At 37.9% G+C, this 18,422-nt stretch carries 22 protein-coding genes and 1 pseudogene; 20 read left to right on the top strand and 3 right to left on the bottom strand.

Annotated features, from left to right (window positions below; all coding sequences use genetic code 11):
- Positions 1 to 246: 246 nt before the first annotated feature.
- From V7266_RS12270 to lysA, 9 genes are all read left to right on the top strand, one after another.
- On the top strand, positions 247 to 1,419 hold the full coding sequence (locus tag V7266_RS12270) for a D-alanyl-D-alanine carboxypeptidase family protein (RefSeq protein WP_335468169.1): 1,173 nt from the start codon (positions 247 to 249) through the stop codon (positions 1,417 to 1,419).
- 168 nt (positions 1,420 to 1,587) lie between these two features.
- Complete coding sequence (gene spoIIAA / locus V7266_RS12265; RefSeq protein WP_335468168.1) at positions 1,588 to 1,938, top strand: anti-sigma F factor antagonist; 351 nt, start codon at positions 1,588 to 1,590, stop codon at positions 1,936 to 1,938.
- Positions 1,939 to 2,379 (top strand): anti-sigma F factor, encoded by a 441-nt coding sequence (gene spoIIAB / locus V7266_RS12260; protein ID WP_335468167.1) that lies wholly within the window; start codon positions 1,939 to 1,941, stop codon positions 2,377 to 2,379.
- A gap of 12 nt (positions 2,380 to 2,391) precedes the next feature.
- On the top strand, positions 2,392 to 3,150 hold the full coding sequence (sigF, locus tag V7266_RS12255; protein WP_098533072.1) for an RNA polymerase sporulation sigma factor SigF: 759 nt from the start codon (positions 2,392 to 2,394) through the stop codon (positions 3,148 to 3,150).
- An 88-nt stretch (positions 3,151 to 3,238) separates the two neighbouring features.
- Entirely contained in the window at positions 3,239 to 3,859 is a 621-nt protein-coding gene (locus tag V7266_RS12250; RefSeq protein WP_335468166.1) for a stage V sporulation protein AA, read from the top strand.
- Positions 3,849 to 4,271 carry a stage V sporulation protein AB gene (locus V7266_RS12245; protein ID WP_335468165.1) on the top strand — a complete coding sequence of 141 codons (423 nt, stop codon included), beginning with the start codon at positions 3,849 to 3,851 and terminating at the stop codon, positions 4,269 to 4,271. Before V7266_RS12250 ends, V7266_RS12245 begins: the two co-directional genes overlap by 11 nt.
- A 94-nt stretch (positions 4,272 to 4,365) precedes the next feature.
- Positions 4,366 to 4,941, top strand: coding sequence for a stage V sporulation protein AE (locus V7266_RS12240; protein WP_335468164.1), 576 nt, complete (start codon positions 4,366 to 4,368; stop codon positions 4,939 to 4,941).
- Positions 4,928 to 6,418, top strand: a complete 1,491-nt coding sequence (locus V7266_RS12235; RefSeq protein ID WP_335468163.1) for a spore germination protein — start codon at positions 4,928 to 4,930, stop codon at positions 6,416 to 6,418. The genes V7266_RS12240 and V7266_RS12235 overlap by 14 nt, the downstream gene beginning before the upstream one ends.
- 168 nt (positions 6,419 to 6,586) lie before the next feature.
- Positions 6,587 to 7,891, top strand: a complete 1,305-nt coding sequence (gene lysA, locus V7266_RS12230) for a diaminopimelate decarboxylase (RefSeq protein WP_335468162.1) — start codon at positions 6,587 to 6,589, stop codon at positions 7,889 to 7,891.
- Between the two features lie 83 nt (positions 7,892 to 7,974).
- Here lysA and V7266_RS12225 read toward each other — a convergent pair whose 3' ends face one another.
- Entirely contained in the window at positions 7,975 to 8,838 is an 864-nt protein-coding gene (locus V7266_RS12225) for a DUF1002 domain-containing protein (protein WP_335468161.1), read from the bottom strand.
- A gap of 489 nt (positions 8,839 to 9,327) precedes the next feature.
- On the opposite strand from V7266_RS12225, the gene V7266_RS12220 reads away from it, so the two are divergent.
- Positions 9,328 to 9,678 carry a GNAT family N-acetyltransferase gene (locus V7266_RS12220; RefSeq protein WP_335468160.1) on the top strand — a complete coding sequence of 117 codons (351 nt, stop codon included), beginning with the start codon at positions 9,328 to 9,330 and terminating at the stop codon, positions 9,676 to 9,678.
- A gap of 22 nt (positions 9,679 to 9,700) precedes the next feature.
- Here V7266_RS12220 and V7266_RS12215 read toward each other — a convergent pair whose 3' ends face one another.
- The gene (locus V7266_RS12215) at positions 9,701 to 10,222 is read right to left on the bottom strand and encodes a DUF309 domain-containing protein (protein ID WP_335468159.1); all 522 of its coding nucleotides are present in this window, start codon (positions 10,220 to 10,222) and stop codon (positions 9,701 to 9,703) included.
- A gap of 150 nt (positions 10,223 to 10,372) precedes the next feature.
- Positions 10,373 to 10,459, bottom strand: a complete 87-nt coding sequence (locus V7266_RS12210) for a YjcZ family sporulation protein (RefSeq protein WP_101650965.1) — start codon at positions 10,457 to 10,459, stop codon at positions 10,373 to 10,375.
- A gap of 216 nt (positions 10,460 to 10,675) precedes the next feature.
- Between V7266_RS12210 and V7266_RS12205 the strand changes: the two genes are divergently transcribed.
- The 10 genes and pseudogenes from V7266_RS12205 to resA all read left to right on the top strand — a co-directional run bounded on the left by V7266_RS12205 (position 10,676) and on the right by resA (position 18,399).
- Positions 10,676 to 11,431 carry a segregation/condensation protein A gene (locus V7266_RS12205; protein ID WP_335468158.1) on the top strand — a complete coding sequence of 252 codons (756 nt, stop codon included), beginning with the start codon at positions 10,676 to 10,678 and terminating at the stop codon, positions 11,429 to 11,431.
- Positions 11,432 to 11,996: pseudogene (scpB, locus tag V7266_RS12200) on the top strand (SMC-Scp complex subunit ScpB).
- Between the two features lie 92 nt (positions 11,997 to 12,088).
- A complete protein-coding gene (locus V7266_RS12195) occupies positions 12,089 to 12,508 on the top strand; it encodes a hypothetical protein (protein WP_335468157.1) in 420 nt (139 codons plus the stop codon).
- Between the two features lie 28 nt (positions 12,509 to 12,536).
- Positions 12,537 to 13,025 (top strand): YpuI family protein, encoded by a 489-nt coding sequence (locus tag V7266_RS12190; protein ID WP_335468156.1) that lies wholly within the window; start codon positions 12,537 to 12,539, stop codon positions 13,023 to 13,025.
- A 119-nt stretch (positions 13,026 to 13,144) separates the two neighbouring features.
- Positions 13,145 to 14,035, top strand: a complete 891-nt coding sequence (locus tag V7266_RS12185) for a superoxide dismutase (RefSeq protein WP_335468155.1) — start codon at positions 13,145 to 13,147, stop codon at positions 14,033 to 14,035.
- A 539-nt stretch (positions 14,036 to 14,574) separates the two neighbouring features.
- Positions 14,575 to 15,717, top strand: a complete 1,143-nt coding sequence (locus tag V7266_RS12180; RefSeq protein WP_335468154.1) for a D-alanyl-D-alanine carboxypeptidase family protein — start codon at positions 14,575 to 14,577, stop codon at positions 15,715 to 15,717.
- On the top strand, positions 15,710 to 16,297 hold the full coding sequence (locus V7266_RS12175) for a nucleoside recognition domain-containing protein (protein WP_335468153.1): 588 nt from the start codon (positions 15,710 to 15,712) through the stop codon (positions 16,295 to 16,297). Before V7266_RS12180 ends, V7266_RS12175 begins: the two co-directional genes overlap by 8 nt.
- Before the next feature lie 7 nt (positions 16,298 to 16,304).
- On the top strand, positions 16,305 to 16,841 hold the full coding sequence (locus V7266_RS12170; protein ID WP_335468152.1) for a spore maturation protein: 537 nt from the start codon (positions 16,305 to 16,307) through the stop codon (positions 16,839 to 16,841).
- Positions 16,842 to 17,038: 197 nt separating this feature from the next.
- Complete coding sequence (gene rluB, locus V7266_RS12165; protein WP_335468151.1) at positions 17,039 to 17,776, top strand: 23S rRNA pseudouridine(2605) synthase RluB; 738 nt, start codon at positions 17,039 to 17,041, stop codon at positions 17,774 to 17,776.
- Between the two features lie 98 nt (positions 17,777 to 17,874).
- Entirely contained in the window at positions 17,875 to 18,399 is a 525-nt protein-coding gene (gene resA / locus V7266_RS12160; protein WP_335468150.1) for a thiol-disulfide oxidoreductase ResA, read from the top strand.
- Positions 18,400 to 18,422: the final 23 nt, after the last annotated feature.

Here is an 18,422-nt window from a genome sequence, read left to right as displayed (position 1 = left end):
GTAAAAGACAAGCTTTATGAAAACATTAAGATTACTTCTGAAAAGATAGAAGCTCCAATTCTTATTCATGGCGAAATAACAGAATAAAAACGGGCAGGGTGACAGGCACCATGTGAAAAATTCACATGGTGCCTGTCACCCTTTTTCATTTTTTCAGCCTAATTAATTTGGAATTATAGGAAATAACTGTATAAAGTAAATGGAATTGGAAAAAATGGATACTATAAAGAATGGAGGGTTATGCGAATGAAGCGATTTGTCTCTTTCATAGTGACATCTTTTTTACTAACAAGTTTATGGATTCCATCGGCATTTGCTGCTGAAGAAAAAAAGAATACCGATATAGTCAGCAATGTTAAATCCGCTATTTTAATTGAACGAGATACTGGCACAGTCCTATATGAAAAAAATAGTAACCAAGAGCTGCCGCCTGCGAGTATGACCAAAATTATGACGATGCTCCTCATAATGGAGGCAATAGACAAAGGCAAACTATCCTGGAATGAAAAAGTTAGAGCAAGTGAGTATGCAGCTTCTATGGGTGGTTCGCAGATTTTCCTTGAGCCTGGCGAAGAAATGACCGTCAAGGAAATGTTAAGAGGAATTGCGATTGGTTCAGGAAATGATGCTTCCGTCGCAATGGCTGAAAGAATTGCTGGTTCAGAGGATGCGTTTGTTGATATGATGAATGCTAAAGCCAAAGAGCTGGGATTAAAGCATACATTCTTTAAGAATACGACTGGGCTTCCAGTAAGCGGTCACTACAGTACAGCAGCTGATATGGCCACAATGGCAAAAGAGTTGCTTAAATATGAAAATATCACAAAATTTACAGGCATGTACGAAGCATATCTTCGTGAAAATACTGATAAAAAATTCTGGCTGGTTAATACCAATAAATTAGTGCGCTTTTATCCTGGAGTAGACGGATTAAAAACCGGTTTTACTGCAGAGGCAAAGTACTGCTTAACAGCAACCGCCCAAAAAGACGGCATGCGTGTTATTGCTGTTGTTTTTGGTGCACCAACCTCTAAGGAAAGAAATGCACAAGTAACTGACTTGCTTAATTATGCCTTTGCCCAATATCAAACACACCCAATGTTTAAAAGAAATCAAACGATTGGTTTGGCCAAAGTAAGCAAAGGGAAGGAAAAGTCCGTTCAAGCAGTTACTAGCGAACCAATCTCCATTTTAACGAAAAAAGGAGAAAAAACACAAGATGTTAAGCAAAAAGTCACACTTGAAAAGAATCTGAAAGCACCGATTTCAAAAGGCGATCAGGTTGGAAAAATTCAATTGGTTAAGAATGGAAAAGTCATTCTTGAAAGCCCGTTAGTTGCCAGCAAGACCGTGAAAGAAGCAGGCTGGTGGACACTTTACAAACGTGCATTCGGAATGTTTACAAAGTCTGGAAAATAAGTGGCTGTAAGATTATCTAAAATTAATTTACCCAATTAAAGCATTTGTCGAAACTTCAAACTACAATTCTAATTTTAGCGAAATCAGACTAGTTTTGTATGTATAGAAGGATATTTCCATTAAAAAAGCGAATTGACTCACTATACCAGATTAAGGAGGACGGAAATAGTGAGTCTTAACATTGATATGGAAACAAAACATGATGTTTTATGCATTCGCTTAAGTGGGGAGTTAGATCATCACACAGCGGATGACCTTCGTGAACAAGCCACAGCTGTTATAGAAAAAAATAATATTCACCATATTGTTTTAAATTTAGAACAACTTTCTTTTATGGATAGTTCAGGATTAGGCGTTATTCTGGGTAGATACAAACAAATAAAGCAAGTGCACGGTGAAATGGTAGTATGTGCAATTTCCCCTGCAATACAAAGATTATTCGATATGTCTGGTTTATTTAAAATCATCAAAATGGAACCGACTGAGGAATTTGCATTGCAAAGATTGGGGGTGGCCTGAGTGAAGAATGAAATGAAACTTCAATTCAGTGCTTTAAGTCAAAATGAGTCGTTTGCACGTGTAACCGTCGCTGCTTTTATTGCCCAGCTTGACCCAACGATGGATGAGCTAACCGAAATTAAGACAGTTGTTTCAGAGGCCGTAACAAATGCGATTATTCATGGATATGAAAATGATCCTAGTGGAATTGTTTATATTCAGGTAACGATTGAGGATAGTTTAATTGATATGTCTATTAAAGATGTTGGTTTAGGTATAGCAGATGTGGAGGAAGCTCGTCAGCCATTGTTTACAACGAAGCCGGATTTAGAACGTTCCGGTATGGGATTCACCATCATGGAAAATTTCATGGATGAGGTAGAGGTTCATTCACAGCCAGGCAGCGGAACCGAGGTTAGATTAAGGAAGCATTTAAAACTGAACAAAATGCTTTGCAATTAAGGAGACTTGCCGATGGATGTGGAGGTCAAGAACGATAAAAGTCAAACATACTTAAAAGATCATGAAGTAAAAGAGCTCATTAAAAAGAGCCAAGCTGGAGATCAAGAATCTAGAGATTTAATCGTTGAAAAAAATATGCGTCTTGTTTGGTCTGTTGTCCAGCGGTTCCTTAATAGGGGGTATGACCCGGATGATTTATTCCAAATTGGATGTATTGGATTATTAAAATCTGTTGATAAGTTTGACCTTTCCTATGATGTCAAATTTTCCACATATGCAGTACCCATGATTATTGGTGAAATTCAACGTTTTATCCGCGATGATGGGACTGTAAAGGTAAGCCGTTCACTGAAGGAAATGGGGAACAGAATTCGAAAAGCGAAGGATGAATTATCCAAAACGCTTGGACGAATTCCGACGGTAAATGAGATTTCAGCTCATTTGGAACTTTCACCAGAGGATGTAATCCTTGCCCAAGAAGCAAGCAGGACACCATCATCTATTCATGAAACCGTTTATGAAAATGACGGGGATCCAATTACCCTACTAGACCAGATTGACGATGGCAATGAAGGGAAATGGTTTGATAAGATTGCATTAAAAGAGGCAATCCGAGAGCTAGATGAACGGGAAAGATTGATCGTTTACTTGCGATATTATAAAGACCAAACACAATCTGAAGTGGCAGTCAGGCTGGGGATATCGCAGGTACAAGTTTCACGTCTTGAGAAGAAGATATTACAGCAAATGAAGGACCGTATGGATCTCTGATCCATGCGGTTTTTTATTTGCTTACATGAAAGGGCGGAAAATTATCCATACTATTGTTAAGGAAATCATTGTGTGGGAAGTGTATGTTTTGGAAAAAACAATCTACATCCGCATGCGGCATCGTGTTCATGTCCGGCCAGAAGAGAAAATTAATTTAAAGGACGTTGCTCAGATCATTGCCCCAGAAGCGGTCCTATTGAAATTACAATCAATGATGATTTATCAAGTTACGGAGAAGGACCGAAATATAATCGTTATTGATGTGATGGAGGTAATCAAGAAAATCACCACTACATTTAAGGAAGCTGAAGTTCAATCCATCGGTCCATCGCAGACCATAGTTGAAGTAGTTTTTAAGAAGAAAAAGGTTTCTATGCCTATTTTTATCCTTATATGGTTTTTATTGTTTTTTGGTTCTGCGATGACGATTATGAATTTCCATGATGATGTCAGTATGCAAAGCGTCCAGGAAAAAATATATACCATCATTACGGAAAAAAAGGCAGTAAAGCCACTACTATTCCAAATCCCCTATTCTATTGGTCTTGGTCTTGGAATGATTCTCTTTTTTAATCATGTCTTTAAGCATCGTCTAAATGAAGAACCCAGCCCACTTGAAGTAGAAATTTTTAATTACCAGCTTGATTTAGATAATTACGTAGTCATTCACGAAAATAGGGAAAGTATGAAGCATATTGATGACGATTAGAATTCTAGCGGTTATCTTTATAGGTCTGGCAAGTGGATTGATGGTTGGGGCTGGCTTTGTTGCATTTTTAACTGTACTAGGTATTATTCCAAGACTGACCCAGCTTTCTAAATCAATGAAGATGATCCCTTTATACGAATGGGCTGTTGTATTGGGGGTACTAGTCGGGGTGTTTGCAAGCTTAAGGGACCCTGCGTTACATATCTCTGCCTACTTTTTAATCCCCTTAGGACTTACAGGAGGAGTATTTGTCGGTATGCTTGCAGCAGGGTTAACTGAAGTTGTAAATGTGCTTCCAATCCTCGCTAAAAGGATCCGGCTAGATGGACAAATTATCATTTTGATTATGGGGATTGTGCTAGGGAAAATTTTTGGGTCCATTTTTCAGTGGCTTTACTTTATCTATCATTAAAAATGAAAATCTGCTATGAAAAGACTCTTTCCCTGTTTTGACAGACAATAAGTGAATTAAAATTTACTCTTTAATGAGGAAGGGACATCAAAGTATGAGTATTCGGAGGCGCGTCATTTTAATTACTGACGGTGATGAATATGCAAAAAGGGCTGTTGAATATGTAGCCAAAGAGATTGGTGGGCGTTGTATTACCAGTTCCTATGGAAATCCTTCCAAATTAACGGGGCCTGAAATCGTTAGATTAATAAAAAAAACACCGCACGACCCAGTATTAGTGATGTTTGATGATAGCGGAATTGTAGGAGAGGGTGCTGGAGAATCAGCCTTGAAATATGTGGCCACACATAAAGATATTGAAGTTTTAGGGGCCATTGCGGTTGCAGCAAGGTCCAGACATGAAGAATGGACAAGGGTTGATGTAAGTATAGATCGGGATGGTATCTTAACTCCGTACGGTGTCGATAAATACGGAATACAGGAATTGGAACTCGGGAGGATAAATGGAGATACGGTGTATTGTCTGGATGAATTAGATATCCCACTCATCGTAGGAGTTGGCGATATTGGAAAAATGGCACGCCATGACTCTTACAAATCTGGTGCTCCAATCACGAAAAAAGCAGTAGAACTTATACTTGAAAGGAGTGGCTTTCATGTCAAGGAGTAATGAGCAAAAATGGCCAATCCCTGAATCAGTTCATGAGATAGAAAATTATATGAAACAAAGAGTCGGGCTGGGCATTAGTTTTGACCTAGGCGTAAGAAAGTTGAATGTCCTCAAAAAAGATGTACAAATTTACTATTGTAACGGTCTTTGTGACACTCGTTTTATCATTGAATTAATAGAAGAATTAGTCCAGCTAAATGATCATGAAAAACAATCAACGGATATTTATAAGCTCATTTATAATCGGCTTCTCAATCAATCCGTACAACCGATTCATAAATTAGATGAGCTCGTGGATTTAGTCCTTAGCGGTCAGATTGTCGTTGTTATTGAAGGTGAAAAAACGGCATTGGCCGTTGATGTAAGAAGCTATCCAGGACGATCGCCACAAGAACCTGATACTGAGAAGGTTGTCCGGGGTTCTCGTGATGGTTTTGTTGAAAATATCATCTTAAATACGGCATTAACAAGACGAAGAATTAGAGATGAACGACTGCGTTTTGAGATGATTAAAGTAGGAGAGAGGTCAAAAACGGATGTGGCAATCGGCTATTTAGAGGATGTCGCCGATTCTGATTTATTAAGTATCTTAAGAAAAGAAATTAAGGCAATTCAGGTCGACGGAATCCCCATGGGAGATAAGACGATTGAGGAATTCATTGTCAAGCAGGGATGGAATCCTTTTCCCATGGTTAGATATACAGAAAGGGCGGATGTGGCCGCAGCCCATATTTTAGAAGGACATGTCATTATTTATTGTGATACATCACCTAGTGTCATTATAACTCCGACAACTTATTTTCATCATGTGCAGCACGCTGAAGAATTTCGGGAATCCCCTGCAATGGGAACCTTTGTAAGATGGACTAGGTTTTTAGGGATAATAGCTTCTATCATATTACTGCCACTTTGGTTACTATTTGTGGTAGAACCATCCCTATTGCCTGAAAATATTGCCTTTATTGGACCGAATAAACAAACCAATATTCCGGTGGTTGTCCAATTGATATTAGCTGACTTTGGTATTGAGTTTTTAAGGATGGCTGCAATACATACTCCAACCCCGTTATCAACAGCTATGGGCTTAATCGCCGCTGTTTTGATTGGACAAATTGCGATTGATGTAGGACTGTTTGTTCCAGAAGTCATCCTGTATGTTGCCGTTTCAGGGATAGGAACCTTTACAACTCCAAGTTATGAATTGGGTGTAGCCAATAAAATTGCCAGAATGATACTTATGATTTTGGTAGCTCTGTTCCATACACCAGGGTTTGTGATTGGAAGTACAGTAATGTTCTTATTTGTTGTCAATATCCGTGCGTTAAACACACCATACTTTTGGCCATTCCTTCCTTTTGAGCCAAAAGGATTTTTGCAAATTCTCATTCGTCGTGCAATACCTGGCTCTTTGTTAAGACCAAGTATTGTTCGCCCCCGCAATCGATTCAGGCAGCCGCCAAGTGCTAATGAGAAATAATGGTGTTTTTTTATAATTGCAGTTTTTTTTTAGTTATGCTAAAGTTATTTTATTTAAATAAAGGGATAAAGTAGTCAAAAAAATAGGCAGTATCTTTTGTGGATTCTGTCTATTTATTTTTAGTATGTCTCATAGACTATAGTAGCGAAGTGAAGAGAGGGAGAGGGAATGTATTTTTACGGATCAACAGGAGTAAATAAAAACGGGCATCTTGAAATAGGCGGAGTTGATGCTGTTGAGTTAGCACGGCAATATGGGACTCCTCTGTATGTTTATGATGTAGCCTTAATGAGAGAAAGGGCACGAGGGTTTAAGAAGACATTCGATGATTTAAATGTCGTCGCCCAGGTAGCTTATGCTAGCAAAGCATTCTCAACTGTTGCCATGATTCAGTTGGCAGAAGAAGAGGGGTTATCACTTGATGTAGTATCTGGAGGAGAATTATACACCGCCATTGTTGCAGGATTCCCTGTTGAAAGAATTCATTTTCACGGAAATAATAAAAGCAGAGAAGAATTGGAAATGGCATTAGACCACAAGATAGGCTGTATTGTGGTTGATAACTTTTTTGAACTCAATCTGTTAAAAGAGCTGTGCCGGGAAAAAAATGCAACTACTAATATTCTTCTAAGGGTAACACCAGGTATCGAAGCGCATACACATGATTATATCTTAACCGGACAAGAAGATTCAAAATTTGGCTTTGACCTTCAAAACGGGCAGGCAGAAGAGGCTTTAAAAATGGCGATTGAATGTAACTCTTTTAATTGTCTAGGGCTGCACTGCCATATTGGTTCGCAAATTTTTGAAACGACTGGTTTCTTATTAGCTGCAAAAAAAATTGTTGAAAAGCTTGAACAGTGGAAAAATGAACTTTCTTTTACCGCCAAAGTCCTAAACTTAGGTGGAGGCTTTGGAATTCGATATACAAAGGAAGATGAACCGATTCTTCCTTCGCAATATGTCCAAGAAATTATTACCGAGGTAAAACACTTAACGGAGCAGCATTCCTTAAAAATGCCGGAAATTTGGATTGAGCCAGGGCGCTCACTTGTTGGTGATGCAGGTATTACCTTATATCAGGTAGGTTCATCTAAGGAAGTCCCTGGTGTTAGAAAATATTTGGCGGTTGATGGCGGAATGAGTGATAATATCCGTCCGGCCCTTTATCAAGCAAAATATGAAGCAGTACTTGCTAATAAACCATTAGCTAAGGCAAATCAAACAGTCTCTATCGCCGGAAAGTGCTGTGAATCCGGTGACATGCTGATATGGGATCTGCCGCTGCCTGAAGCTGGGGAAGAAGACATCCTCGCAGTATTTTGTACCGGGGCATATGGTTATTCTATGGCAAACAATTATAACCGAATTCCTCGCCCTGCGGTTGTATTTGTGGAAAACGGAAGGGCTGCACTTGTGGTGAAAAGAGAATCCTATGAGGACTTAGTCCGATTGGATCTGCCATTAAAATAAACACGAAATTAACTGTTATTAAATTAATGCAAATATAAAAAGCTGCCGCAAATTTTTTTGCAGCAGCTTTTTTAGTTCAATTCTTATGAAAAAATGGATTTTATCGCATCTATCAACCAGATGAAAAATTGTTTGAGTTTTTCTAAAAACCCTTGCCCCTCATCGGATTGTAGAAATTTAGAAATTTGGTCCTTAGCTTTATTAAGCTGGTCACTAACTTGGTTCCAGTCAATATTTAAATGGATTAGCTTGTTGAAAAAGTCGAGTAAACTATTCATTTCCGTATCTGTTAGAGTCACATTTAAATCCTTAGCAGCTTGTTCAATCATGCTTCGTAATTCTGCATCATTTTTTGGCTTATTCTTGGCAATTTCCTCTTTAACCTTTGCAATCAATGCAGCTGCATTCTCAGTTCCAATTGAATCGCCTAATTTTGCGGTTTGAACCATTTCTTCATTCGCTGCCTGTTTTACATCCTCAGGAATCGTTTTATCCGCAGAAATCTCATATGCCTTAATAATTCCGGTTAAGGCAGCTGTTCCAGATACTGAAATAGGTGCAGTGATATAGATATTTGCATCTTTAACACCAGCAGTAATTAATGCATTAACATACATCTCATCTGTAACCCAGTTAATATTCTTTGTTTTAACCTTAATCCCAGATCCCGTTGAGGCAATAGTTATAGCAGATGAAGAGATCGCCCTGGTGCCAATGAGAGATTGCGCAATATACTTTCCTAGATACTGATGCTCCTCCTGATTTGTAACGGTAACTATTTGTACATCTGCAGGTGCACCCATCTCTTTTAATAAATTACTTTTTTGCGACTCTGTTAAATTTGCTCCTAGAGTAACAATCATATCCCCTTCAGCCATGTCTGCAAAGCTATGAATAGGAAAAAGGCTTATAAGTGATAAGAGTAGAAGAATGATTATTTTTTTCATTTTGGTGCCTCCTTGAAGTTTTAAAGAAATCTTACAATAAATATAAAATCTCTTTTACTAATATAACCGAAACTATTAAATTAAGCGTAATTTTTTATCCAGAAGTTTCATAGTTACGTAACCTTGACGTATATTCAGCAACATCTTGCAGAGAAAATAGATTATTTTTGTTATATAGTGTAGAATGATGGCAGGATAGTATGCTTTTGGAGGAACTTTCTGTTATGAAGAATAACTGGCTATTATTTAGTATCCTTATTGGTCTTTCTGCAATCTGGGGATTGATTTACTGGATTTTTATTGTCCCTGGTAAATGATGGATACTCTATTTGATCATTGCCCATTATTTATGTATGATGTTTTTTAGTGAAACACTATATATTTAAATTACATATAATGAATAAATGTTTATTATTCAATAATTAGGAAAAAATATACTATTGTTAAACCAGACAGAAAACGGTTTATTTAATCTAATGAGGGATCAAAATGTTAATTCGATACAAGAAGACTTTAGAAAAGATTGCCATGGGTTTATTGTCCTTTATGCCGGATGAAAAGGACTTGAAGAAACTCCAATCAACGATGAAGAAATATGAAACCGAAGAAAATTGGCAGCTTTTTCTTTGGAAGGAAGAAGATATAATCGGGCTGCTTGGAGTCCTTTTTGATCATCCAAGCAATAAGATTATCATTCAGCATATTTCTGTAAACCCATCTCACCGCTTTCAAGGGATCGGAAAAAAAATGGTGAAAGCATTAAAAGAAATGTATGAAGATAAAGGAATTATTTCAAATGAGAACACAGCTCCATTTATTGAAAAATGTGATGTTTGCTGAGATATCCAAAAAAGGCAACGGATTAGACGTTGCCTTTTCTTAATTTTAAGGATTGATTTCTTTCGTCGATTACACTTTTTCGATCCCGTAAGCTGTGTCGATGAATTAGTTGATCATTTGAGAGGTCACTTTCCATACCCCAGACATAACCATCTTGCTGACAATATCTCTTGCCAAGATTCAATAGACCTTGGTCCCCAATTGGCAGGTTAAAACTAATATATCTTTGTTGATTGTTAATGAGGGATAGCCGCTCTAATAAAATATTGTGAAGCAATTGCAGGTCTAAACCAAGCTTTATCACAAGATCGGACTGTGTCTTGAAAATTGTTATCGCTTTTTCTAATGTTCTTTTAGCACCATTAAAATTTTTTCTCCGGTGATGATAGGTCGAAACTGCCAGTAAAATAAGACCGACCCAGATGGAGTTTTTATTTTTAACATCGTGTTTTTTCCAATATTCCTCAAGAATCTCGTGACATTCAAAATAATCTCTGTCACCATGAAAATGAGCTAAAAATTGGATATACTCTTTTGGGTACAAATAATCCCCCCTTATTAGAATGAAGTATTTTTAGTTTACCATATATGATTATCCATTTAACTAGCAAAAGGACCCGTCAAAATTGGCGGATCCCTTTGCTCGTAATATTTTTTGGTCTATATTACCGTCATACCGGCGTTTTCTCACTTCTTAGTAAACCCAAGAAGCACCCACGATGATTAACAAAATGAATAAAACGACAATTAAAGCAAAACCGGCTCCAAATCCGCCATCCATATGAAAGACCTCCTTGAAAGTTTTTATTCTATTCCTTTTCCTTGTCATCATATGAGGGATACCTGTCCATTGTTATGGGCAAACACCCTAACTTTGTAAAAATCTCTAAAGGGTGATTTTTCTATTGGATAACAAACTTGAATCCTCTATACTAATAATAGTCAGTAAGACTTATGGACAAGTTAATTTTATTTTTAGAATTTTGGTGAATGAAAAATGCCTTACCAGGTAAAAATCGATGTGTTTGAAGGGCCGTTAGATTTACTTCTCCATCTAATTAACCGGCTCGAAATTGATATTTATGATATTCCTGTTGCTGAAATTACGGAGCAATATTTATTATATATCCAAACAATGAATGAACTTCAGTTAGATATTGCAAGTGAGTTTTTAGTTATGGCTGCCACGTTGCTTGCGATTAAGAGCAAAATGCTCTTACCGAAGCATGAAGAGCTACGAGATGAAGTGGACCAAGATATCGCTTATGACGATGATCCAAGAGATGAGCTGGTTGAACGATTAATTGAATACCGAAAATATAAAGAAGCTGCCCATGACCTAAAAACCTTGGAGGAAGAACGCGGGCTTATGTATACTAAACCCCCAAGTGATCTTTCCGATTATACCAAAGGAATGAATCCTGAGCGGACAGAATTAAATGTATCCTTGTATGATATGCTTGCAGCCTTCCAGAAACTTTTGCGCAGAAAGAAATTACAGCGGCCGATGGCGACAAAGATTGCCCGTCAGGAAATATCAATTGAGAAAAGAATGAACGAAATAATGATTGAATTACAGCAATTACAAGGAAGGACAAATTTTAATAACCTATTTCCTTACCCTAGGAAAGACCATATTGTTGTAACCTTTTTGGCCATATTGGAATTAATCAAAAGAAAGGTCATCGATGTGGATCAGCAAGAGAATTTTGGGGATATTTTTGTAGAAGCAGTAAAGGAAGGGGCAAATTAAGTGGAAATTATAAAGTGGAACAGCATACTAGAAAGCCTATTATTTGCCGCTGGAGATGAAGGGCTATCCCTAAAACAACTGGCGGAGGTATTAGAAGTCGATGAGCTGCATGCCAGTGAAATGATTGAGTCCTTACGTCAAGAGTATGACCGCGATGACAAAAGGGGCATTATGATTGTTCAATTGGCAGGAACTTTTCAGCTTGCCACGAAAAAGGAGAATGCAGCCTACTTAAAAAAATTAGTTGATTCCCCTCATACTTCTACACTTTCACAAGCTGCATTAGAAACATTGGCAATTATNNGCGGAAATTGAAGAAATTCGTGGAGTAAAAACTGAGCGTCCACTGCATACCTTAATGGCAAAGGCGTTAATAAAAGAGGCAGGGAGAGCGGAAGGAACTGGACGTGCTATTTTATATGGAACAACAAAGGAATTTCTGGACTATTTCGGGTTAAAGAACTTAAAAGAACTGCCACAGTTACCAGAAAAAGTAGAAGATGAATATATCCAGGAAGAAGCGGACCTGTTTTTTGAAAAATTTCAGGAAACAATTAACTCTTAACTAAATCTTCTGAAAGAATTTATGCTAAAATAAATATAAATTNNATTTATATTTATTGTTGTTGCAGCCAGTTGATAAGGAGAGGGAGTACATTGCTAATCAAAGAGTGTAAGGGATACGAATTGGAGAAGGAAAAATCAAATACTTCAGAGGACTTTTTTAACAGAAGTGAAGTTACGTTTTTCGAAGATGGACAGGAAAAAACGCTTCATGTCTTATATGTAAGGTATTTTGATGAGCTCTTTCAAGAGTTTACTCCTTACAAACAAGACCCTATTTTTAATCTAGAAACCAATGAGGTTTATTTTAAGGATATTGTAGCTCTTGTTTGTCTCTTAAAAAATCCAGGACTTCGCAGTCGAAAAAGATTATATATTAATTCTAAGCATGAGTTTGCTTCTTATTTTCAAGATATAAATTTTAATAAATTACCTGAAATATTTTTAGGTATACAGCAAAACAAAGAGTTTGAACTCCATTCTCCACTTGAATTCATTTTGCAATCACACTAATCAGCACAGCTAATTTAGGAGGGTAATTATGGGAAATACATTGGTGAAAACACAACTTAATGATGTAAAGGAATTCTTAACCAAATCAATAACAACACTTGAAGAATTTCTAAATGAAACAACCATCTCGCAATTAAATGTTGGAAATGATGAAGATCGAGTTTACGTTAAATTAATCCTGGCAAATATGCGGAAGTTGGTTGTTTATAGTGAAGAAGGCTTAGAGGCCTGCTCGGTCATTTTACAAGGCGAACCTTTTCAAAAAGCTGCAGCTGAAAAAACACTATATAAAATTTATCATCAATGTATTGAAGAGTTTTTCTCACCAAAGAATGATGCTTGGTATGAAAATAGCCGTTCTGCCTATACAGGCAGAAACTCGATCAAATATTATCGTAATGTTTCGGAAAAGATTTCTGCCCTGATTAAAAGTTTAGAAGGTGATTTCCAGAGGATAAGGGAAGAACTTGAATACTATGAAACAGATTATCGAACAAAAATGATCCAATCAAAATAAAAATAAATCAATTTACACTAAAGACTGTTCCCTTTTGAACAGTCTTTTTCCGTTCTTATTGAGTGTTGCCCCTCATACCATTTAGAAGGATTACTTATAAGTTGAAATGAGGGAAACGGATGGGACGGTTTAGCCAATATGTAAACGATTTATTTGTTTGGAATGAGCAAATGAGACAATTTCTTCAATCTGAACAGGTTGGTCAAGAGGCAGAATTATGGGGAAAATTAGATGAATTTACGGAATTAATTGAAAGTACAAATCGGGAGTTATCAAACGAGGAGCTAATTAGTCTTCAGGCAAAAGCAGAAAATATACATCAGCAAATGGAATATTATTTTAGGAATAAACAAGAAGCAGGTAAAATCTGGCTGGTTGAAAAATCACTTCCACCTGGTGGACACACATTACCGGAGCTTCCATACGCATATGATGCCTTAGAACCGTATATATCCGGGGAAATTATGAGACTGCATCATGATAAGCATCATCGTTCCTATGTTGACGGATTAAATCGTGCTGAAATAAATTTGAAGAAGACAAGAGAAACCAATGATTTTTCATTAATAAAGCATTGGTCAAGGGAGTTATCTTTTCATGGCTCTGGACATTATTTGCATACGATTTTTTGGAAGAACATGAGTCCAAATGGCGGCGGAAGTCCCCAAGGCATATTAAAAGAGGAGATAGAAAGGTACTTTGGAAGTTTTGAGGCATTTAAGCGGCAGTTTTCGGAGGCTGCCAAGCAAGTAGAGGGTGTTGGCTGGGCAATATTGGTCTGGAGCCCCAGAGCAAGGCACTTGGAGGTACTGCAAACTGAACGTCATATGCTCTTTACACAATGGGATACAATACCATTACTGGTCTTGGATGTTTGGGAGCATGCTTATTATCTTCAATACAAAAACAATAGAAGTGAATATGTAGATAAGTGGTGGAATCTTGTAAATTGGCATGAGGTTGAAATAAGGTTTGAAAAAGCGGCAGATATCAAATGGCCTGCTTTCTAAAAAAGAGACTCGCCACTCGGCGAGTTTTCTTTATGAGATAAGAAAGTATAAATGTTTTTGACTTTAAGAATTATCTAGCTCCAGCGCCTAGCCCCTCGATGGTCTACAGCTTATCCAGTTGCGGCTCCTTGGGACTCGAGTCATAAGCCAACCCCTAAAGAAGGCAAAAAGCGCCTTCTTGCAGGGGCCGTCTTATGCCTTCGTCCCAGAGCAGTCGCCTCCACATTTAGGTCAATCCGTCCAAAAGGTTAAAAAGCAACCTTTCGGCCGGCTCGTCTTATGCTTGGCTACAGAAAGCTATTGCTTTCTGTACGCATTAAGGGCGACTAGTCTTTGTCCCTGCTTTCGCCGGCCAGTCGACAAATCGCCCTATATCGGGGCAGATCAAGGCGCTTGCGCTTTTCTAATTTACTGTCATAACATAACTCGTCCCGCATAAACTTGTAGAAAAGCGAATGGGTGCTTGAACATGCCCTGTTCAAGCAGCTGCAATAGACAAGCTTCTAATAGACAGATATAAAGGAGACGAGATTAATCTGATGAGAATGATTCCAAAGCTGGTAATGATAACACTCATGATCTCACTTTTGATCGTAAACATTCCTCAAAAGGTTGATGCTTCCTCTGGTGTAAGTGCTGCGAGTGCCGTGTTGATGGAACAAAAATCTGGGCGGGTCTTGTTTGAAAAGGATGCACATACAAAGAGAAGAATCGCTAGTATAACAAAAATCATGACAGCGATACTTGCGATAGAATCGGGAAAAATGAACAAGTATGTAAAGGTGAGTGAACAAGCAACAAGGACTGAAGGGTCTTCGGTGTATTTAAAACCGGGAGAAAAAATCAAACTTCAAGACCTTGTCTATGGCTTAATGCTGAGATCTGGAAACGATACAGCTGTGGCTATTGCCGAATACGTTGGAGGAAGTGTGGATGGCTTTGCCTATTTAATGAATCAGAAGGCAAGGGAAATAGGCATGTATGATACCCATTTTGCCAATCCGCATGGACTTGATGATCATGAAGATCATTATTCAACAGCCTATGATATGGCCATTCTCATGCGTTATGCCATGCAAAATAAAACGTTTCAAAAAATATCGGGTACAAAGGTTTATCGTGCTCCTAATCCAACGGAAGATTGGGATCGTGTGTGGAAGAACAAGAATCGCCTCCTAATTAAATATAAATATACAACCGGGGGAAAAACGGGATACACTAAACTTGCAAAGCGGACACTTGTCACCACCGCTGCAAAGGGTGATATGGATTTAATTGCCGTCACCTTAAATGCACCTGATGATTGGAATGATCATATTTCAATGTATGAAACCGGTTTTAAAACTTATGATATGGCTGAAATAGTAACCAAAGGAAAAGTCGACATTTCCAATAGTAAATTATATAAGGGTCATCTTTATCTCAAAAAGTCAATTGTGTACCCGGCAACTAGTCAAGAGATGGACCAATTTACTATAAAATACAAACTGGAAAAACCTAGGAAAAGTCTAGTCTCACGCAATGAAGCAATTGTAGGTAAGGCAGAAGTTTATTTGGATGGGAGAGTAGTAGAAGAAGATCCTATTTATTTCGAAAAGGTCCAGATAAAAGAAAAGAAGGGCTTGCTTGACTCGATAAAACAAATGTTTCTTTCAGTCATTGGTGTGAACGCTAATGGTTAACTATATATGGGTAGCGATGACCATTATAGGTATTGTGTTTGCACTAATAAACGGCAACATGGAAGCAGTAAACAAAGCGGTTTTTGAGGGGGCAAAAGAGGCGGTAACTCTGTGTATCGGGTTAATTAGTGTACTTGTTTTCTGGCTTGGTATGATGCGGATTGCCGAAGAATCAGGACTACTTCAAAAACTAACTAAAGTTTTTCGTCCGATTGTAAAAACAATATTTCCTGATGTACCAGCCAATCACCCTGCTATGGGCTATATCTTATCGAATATGATTTCCAACATGTTTGGTTTGGGGAATGCGGCAACGCCTCTTGGGATTAAAGCAATGGAAGAGCTAAAAAAAATAAATGGAGGAAGAGCAGAGGCCTCTAGAAGTATGATAACCTTTTTAGCGATTAACACAGCCAGTATTACCATTATTCCAACAACGGTTATTGCAATAAGAATAAATTATCATTCTGCATCTCCGACAGAGATTGTTGTACCAACCATTATTGCTACGATTCTCTCAGCCATCGGTGCTGTATTGATAGATCGTTATTTCTATTATCGCAGAAGCAGAAAAGGATGATGAAGTTATGGGGTTCATTTCGTATATTTCGCTAACTTTTATTCCTTTATTGATTGGATTTATTCTATTATATGGAACATACAAACGAGTTCCGACATATGAGAGTTTTGTTGAAGGTGGAAAAGAGGGAATTAAGATTGCCGTTTCGATCATTCCCTTTTTGGTAGGGATGCTTGTAGCCATTTCCATTTTCCGTGCATCAGGTGCATTGGAAGCTTTAATGGATTGGCTGAGACCGCTAATGAAATCAATGGGGGTTCCAGCCGAGATTGTGCCCTTACTTATTATCAGGCCGATTTCGGGAACGGCAGCACTAGGGATGACAAGTGATTTAATTGCTGTTTATGGACCAGATTCCTTTATTGGACGTCTAGCATCTGTACTTCAAGGAAGTACCGATACCACATTTTATGTATTGACCGTTTATTTTGGTGCAGTCGGGATCAGGAAAATGGGAGACGCTTTAAAGGTGGGCCTGCTTGCAGATGTAGTCGGGATTATTGTATCTATTTTAGTAGTAGCCCTCATCTTTGGTACAACCTAATAAATGTTGACCCATGCATGTGTGTTCCGGTAGGAACATGCTTTTTTTTTGTATTTAATACCCGTTACTTTGAAAAGTGGAGAAATTGTGTCATAATTCATTAGGATAGAATAGTGATTTTTTCGTCTATTAATAGGAATAAATCTCTTTACTACTAACAATGATTAGCAACTAACAGAACTTTTGAGGTGAAATAAATGGAAAGATTGCAAAAAGTAATCGCTCGAGCGGGCATTGCGTCTAGAAGAAAGTCCGAGGAACTGATTAAAGAAGGCAGAGTCAAAGTAAATGGCAAAGTGGTAACAGAATTAGGCTTGAAAGTATCTCCTTCCGATCGAGTTGAGGTTAATGGGGTGCAAATTGAAAAAGAAGAACCTGTTTATTTTGTTCTTTACAAACCAAGAGGGGTTATTTCGAGTGTAAGCGATGACAAAGGGAGAAAAGTAGTCACTGATTATTTTTCTCATTATAAAGAAAGAATTTTCCCTGTGGGCCGTCTTGATTATGATACTTCAGGGTTATTGATTTTAACCAATGATGGGGAATTTGCCAATTTGCTTATGCACCCTAAGAACGAAATTGACAAAGTCTATGTCGCTAAAACTAAAGGAATTCCATTAAGAGAAAATCTTAGAAAATTACAAAGAGGAATCCATCTTGAGGATGGAAAAACAGCACCAGCCAAAGTAAAACTGCTTTCGGCGGATAATAAGAAGCAGACCGCGATAGTTGAAATCGCTATTCATGAAGGTAGAAATCGTCAAGTCAGAAGAATGTTTGAGGCCATTGGTAATGAAGTATTGAAACTAAAGCGTGAACGTTATGGATTTTTGACATTGAGCGGCTTAAAAGCAGGAGAAGCAAGGGAGTTAACTCCACATGAGGTGAAACAGTTAAGGGCGCTTGCAATGGATCAATCGAAGAAAAATTCATAAAATCGTCACATTTGGTTTCTGGTGTTAACAATGTGGGCTTGTTGTAAAATGCTATAATTTTAGACAAATGTGTCAGGTGATGTACGGGAGGGGAATCTATGAAAAAACGGCGATTAGTCATTAGAACAATTATTTTAGTTGTGTTAGGTGCTGCCGTTGCCTATTCACTTTATTCTAATCTTACAAAAGATACAAAACAAAAAGTCGCGGTTGGGGACATAGCTCCAGATTTTGCTTTAGTTGATATGCAAGGGAATAAACACCGTCTTTCAGAATATCGTGGGCAAGGGGTATTTTTAAACTTTTGGGGAACTTGGTGCCCTCCATGTAAGAAAGAAATGCCGTATATTAATAATCAGTACCTGCAATATAAGGACAAAGGTGTTCAAGTTTTGTCGGTAGATATTCAGGAACCAGAACTTGCTGTAAATCAATTTTCCGAACGGCTTGGGCTGGATTTTCCTATAATGATTGACACTGAAAAGGAAGTAATGAATGTATACGGGATTGATCTCTTACCGGCAACATTCCTAGTGGACAAGAACGGGAAGGTAGTCAAATATTACACTGGAGAACTAACCGAAAATAAGGTAAAGGAATTTATGGAGCAAATAAAACCTTAAGGGGACCTGAGGGAGTTTTTTAC

The sequence above is a fragment of the Neobacillus drentensis genome (genome assembly GCF_036965645.1).
Classification (GTDB): domain Bacteria; phylum Bacillota; class Bacilli; order Bacillales; family Cytobacillaceae; genus Neobacillus; species Neobacillus drentensis_D.
The sequence above is the reverse complement of the archived record's forward strand: the minus strand, read 5'-3'. Positions and strand labels throughout refer to the sequence as shown.